Origin of the sequence: Bifidobacterium sp. UBA6881 (assembly GCA_002451435.1) — a bacterium.
GTDB lineage: Bacteria > Actinomycetota > Actinomycetes > Actinomycetales > Bifidobacteriaceae > Bifidobacterium.
The window spans coordinates 1-4,286 of the sequence record DKCF01000093.1 but is presented as its reverse complement, the minus strand read 5'-3'; the positions used below and the strand labels follow the sequence as shown (position 1 = coordinate 4,286).

Below are 4,286 nucleotides of genomic sequence, written 5' to 3'. Positions count from 1 at the left end.
ACGGACTGGCCGGTTGCGCCGGTTTCGTTGGTTGGCTGGTTCGACGATTCGGCTGATTTGTCGGTCGGCTGATTCATCGATTGGTTCGGCCGGCTTCGTCGCCGATTGATTCCGCCAATGCCGGTCTGTTTTCTGACGTTTGATCAAGGCTGGCGAATCAGCCGTTTCGTCGGCATGGTTTCGTCGCCATTGGCCGCCATTGGATATTGACGGCACACACGACGTGAATGACATGAATGACGTGAATGCCGCAAGGGCGGCATGCGGTGATGGCCGCGCGGAAAGGAAATCATGGTGGAAGTCCGGAAAGACCAATCGTTATATGACGTTGTCGTGATTGGAGGCGGTCCTGCCGGCCTTACCGCGGGACTGTACCTCGCCCGCGCCCGCTACCGCGTGCTGATTGTGGAAAAAGGCGATTTCGGCGGGCAGATCACCATCACCGATGAGATCGTCAATTACCCGGGCGTCGCGTCCACCAGCGGAAGGGCGCTGACCGCCACCATACGGCAGCAGGCGCAGGATTTCGGCGCGGAATTCCTCAGCGCCGAAGTCACCGGGCTTGACGTGAGCGGCGATGTCAAAACCGTGCATACGTCGCGCGGTGACCTTCGCGCGTTCGGCGTGCTTATCGCCACCGGTGCCAATCCGCGCAAGATCGGATTCGATGGCGAAAAGGAGTATGCGGGACGCGGCGTGGCCTATTGCGCCACCTGTGATGGCGAGTTCTTCGCCGGCAAGGAGGTGCTGGTGGTCGGCGGTGGTTTCGCCGCGGCCGAAGAGGCGGTGTTCCTCACCAAATACGCCAGCAAGGTCACCGTGTTGGTTCGCGATGACGATTTCACCTGCGATGCGTCCGTCGCGGCCGAGGCGAAGCGCCATCCGAAGATCGAGGTTCGTTACGATACCGAGCTTGTCGCGGTCGCCGCGGGACAGGGCGGTCTGACCGAGGCGACAATCCGCGACGCGCGTTCCGGCAAAAGCGCGGTATGGAAGCCGGCCGATGGCGGCACATTCGGTGTGTTCGTATTCGCCGGTTACGTTCCCGCCACCGATTTGGTCCGTGGCTTGGTGGATCTCGATGACCACGGCTATGTGCGGACGAACGAGCATTTGGAGACTTCCGTGCCGGGTGTGTACGCGGCCGGCGATTTGCGGGTCAAGGAGCTGCGCCAGGTCATCACGGCGACGGCCGATGGTGCGATCGCCGCGGTCGGATTGGAACGGTACGCCTCCCAGATGAGCGACAAAACCGGTCTGATCCCACCGCGTCCGACCGATTCCGCATATGAGCGCAGGGAACGCGAACAGGCCGAGCGGGCCGCGCGTTCCGGCACTTCGCCGGCTCCGCTGGCGATTGCGGGCGATTCTTCCATTCGAAGGCCGGTGAGCGGCGGCAATGGCGCTCGCGGCAAGGCGGTTGGCGGTGCAGTCGGGGCAGGGAGGGCCACTGGCGTATCCGCCGGTTCCGCGTCCGCTGGTGGAAAGACGTCGAGCGGTTTCTTCAACGAGGCCATCCGCAAGCAGCTTGATGTGGTGTTCGGTCGCATGGCGCGGACGGTCACTTTGCGGTTGGACCTTGATGATTCGGCGCTTTCGGCGCAATTGGATGGTTTCATCGGCGAGCTGGTGTTGTTGAGCGACGGCAAACTCGCCGTCGAACGGCATACGGTTGAGAAAACCGCGCAATCCGCTGAATCCGAAGGGGCCGCCGAAACCGCGCGAACCACGCAATCCGCATACAATCCGGCCGATGTGCTGCCGCAAGCCCTGCCGTGCGTGCGCATGTGCGTGCCGGACGCGAATGGCAGCCCGCAACCGACTGGTCTGGCGTTCCATGGCGTGCCCAGCGGTCATGAATTCAATTCGTTCGTACTCGGCCTCTACAATGCGGCAGGTCCCGGTCAGGCGCTCGACGCCAGCACGACGAAACGCATCGCCGCCATCGACCAGCCGGTGAACATCATGCTGTTGGTGTCGCTGACCTGCACGATGTGCCCGGAAACCGTGCGCGCGTCGCAGCGCATCGCCGCTGCTAATCCTCTGGTGAAGGCCGAAGCGTACGACATCGCGCACTTCCCCGACATCAAGGACCAGTACAACGCGATGAGCGTGCCGTGCATCGTCATCACCAAGGCTGACGGCAGCATGCTGGTCGAATTCGGCAAGAAGAACGTCGCGCAGATGCTTGATCTGATCGGCGCGTAGTCCAAATGCCTGATTGGTGCGTGGCCAGCATGTGGATGACGTGCCAATTGTGCTGTCGGGCTACCGCCACGAGTTCGGACAAGTGAGATTCGTCATCAAGCCGGCATATCGCTTATCGTCGATATGTCGGCTTTTCGTGCTGCACGTGGGTGCCGGTCTGCTTTGCCGATGCGAATCAACGGTTCAGTGCGCCCGGAGAAGCATTTTCCGTTTTACCGATGCCGAGTCGATGGTACCGATTGGTGATATTCCGCAGTGCGGGTTTGCCGCCTAGATTCATTAAGCGAAGAATATGTAGGTTCATATATATAATTTCCCCTAGAAAATGTTGTCAAAGATGGTGAGTGTTCCCTAGAAAACGTGTTGAAATTGTCGTTTCCGCGAACGCATAGGAGACGCATGGAATATGAGGAACGCCGCAATCTTGCGGAAATCATCGAGACGGCGGATTTGGACATGATGTCCGTATTCCATGAGCAACTTGTGGAATGGCTGAAATACTACATGGTGGTAGGCGGCATGCCGGAGGCCGTCGGAATTTTCGCCGATACCTATCCCGGCGTCGATTTCAAGCGCATAACGCAGGTGCAGGAAGATATTCTGCAAGGATATCGGGGCGATTTTTCGAAATACGCCGATTCGATGCCGCGGGGATTGTCCTTGCGCCTTGCGCAGGTTTGGGACTCCATTCCGTCACAGCTTGCGCGTGAGAATAAGAAGTTCCTCTATGGAGCGGTGCGTTCCGGTGGCCGTGGCAAGGATTTCGAATTGGCGATTCAACGGCTGCTTGATTCGTCGATCGCATTGAAGGTCACGCGGGTCACCGCTCCGGAATATCCGCTTAAATCATTCGATGATGTCGATGCGTTCAAGCTTTATGCCTCCGACATCGGCTTGTTGCGCAGCATGAATGACGCCAGTCCGGAAAGCATCTTGGATGGTGATTCGGTATTCGGTTCCGCAAAAGGGGCGTTCGCGGAACAATTGGTGTGCCAGGAACTCGCTGCGTATGGTTTTGAGCCTCGGTATTGGACGAACGCCAATTCGACGAACGAACTTGATTTTCTGGTGCAGAACGATCGATACGTCATACCGATTGAAGTGAAATCCGGTATCAATCTTCATGCGAAAAGCCTGAAGGCGTCTATCAAGCGTTTTGGTTTCCAGCATCCGGTACGTTTCTCGCCGCTTCCTCCACGCAAGGATGGCGATATACAGGATCTGCCGCTATATGCGGTTGCTGCGCTCGCGCATATGACGGCAGCTTGACGGTTGCACGTTAGCGAACGTGCGTTGAACATCGTGCATCCTGAGGCACAGGTGCATTGTGGGCGGCTTTTTGCCGAATGCAATCAGAGGCTCAGCATCTTAGCGCCTTGGTGCCTCATTTCAGCGTTTCAGAAGCTCAGCACTTCCACTTTGCCGGTGTCGAGCTGGTAGCGTGCGCCGACGATCATCAGCCGGTCGTCGGCCAGCGCACGCTGGATTGATTCGGACTGCTCCACCAGCTGTTCGATGGTGCGCGCGATGTGCACGCGCTCGAAATCCTCGGTCGATTCCAGTTCCGATTCGTGCGCCTGCCAGATCGAGAAGCCGACCGTGCGCAGCATCAGCGATTCCGCGTTCAGAATGCGTTCGTCAAGGTCTGCGATGCTGTCGGCGGCCATCAACGAGTCCTCCGCATCGGCGGTCAGATCGTGCAGCAGCGCGTCGTATTCCTTGACCGCCTGTTTGATCGCGCCGCAATTCTGGTGGCCGAGCACCACCAAAAGCCGCACGCCGAGCACATCCACCGCGTATTCCAACGAGGCGATCACGGCGTCGTCGATGACTTGCCCGGCAGTGCGCACGGTGAACAGATCGCCGATGCCCGCGTCGAAGATGATGTCGGGGCTGACGCGCGCATCGGAGCAGCTGAGCACCGCGGCATCCGGCTCATGCGTGTCGACGACCGCCTCGCGCGCCTCCGCGCTGCGGTTCGGATGTTCCGGCTTGCCTTCGGCGAATCTGCGATTGCCCGCCAACATGCGGCTCCACACGCCGCTTGCGGTGCCTTCCACGTCGTTCTGGTCCACAAA

General features: G+C 59.3%; 3 protein-coding genes. 2 read left to right on the top strand and 1 reads right to left on the bottom strand.

Annotated features, from left to right (window positions below; all coding sequences use genetic code 11):
- The first annotated feature begins 291 nt into the window (after positions 1-291).
- Positions 292-2,208 carry an FAD-dependent oxidoreductase gene (locus B3C64_RS07360; RefSeq protein WP_291534825.1) on the top strand — a complete coding sequence of 639 codons (1,917 nt, stop codon included), beginning with the start codon at positions 292-294 and terminating at the stop codon, positions 2,206-2,208.
- A 399-nt stretch (positions 2,209-2,607) separates the two neighbouring features.
- Positions 2,608-3,477: a DUF4143 domain-containing protein gene (locus tag B3C64_RS07355; protein WP_291534824.1), complete on the top strand. Its 870-nt coding sequence runs from the start codon at positions 2,608-2,610 to the stop codon at positions 3,475-3,477.
- Between the two features lie 128 nt (positions 3,478-3,605).
- On the opposite strand, the gene B3C64_RS07350 is transcribed toward B3C64_RS07355, so the two are convergent.
- Positions 3,606-4,283 (bottom strand): carbonic anhydrase, encoded by a 678-nt coding sequence (locus B3C64_RS07350; RefSeq protein ID WP_291534830.1) that lies wholly within the window; start codon positions 4,281-4,283, stop codon positions 3,606-3,608.
- Positions 4,284-4,286 lie beyond the last annotated feature (3 nt).

Excerpts from the sequence above, each read along its gene's own strand:
- B3C64_RS07360 (WP_291534825.1), top strand. The coding sequence starts at position 292 with ATGGTGGAAGTCCGGAAAGACCAATCGTTATATGACGTTGTCGTGATT.
- B3C64_RS07355 (WP_291534824.1), top strand. The coding sequence starts at position 2,608 with ATGGAATATGAGGAACGCCGCAATCTTGCGGAAATCATCGAGACGGCG.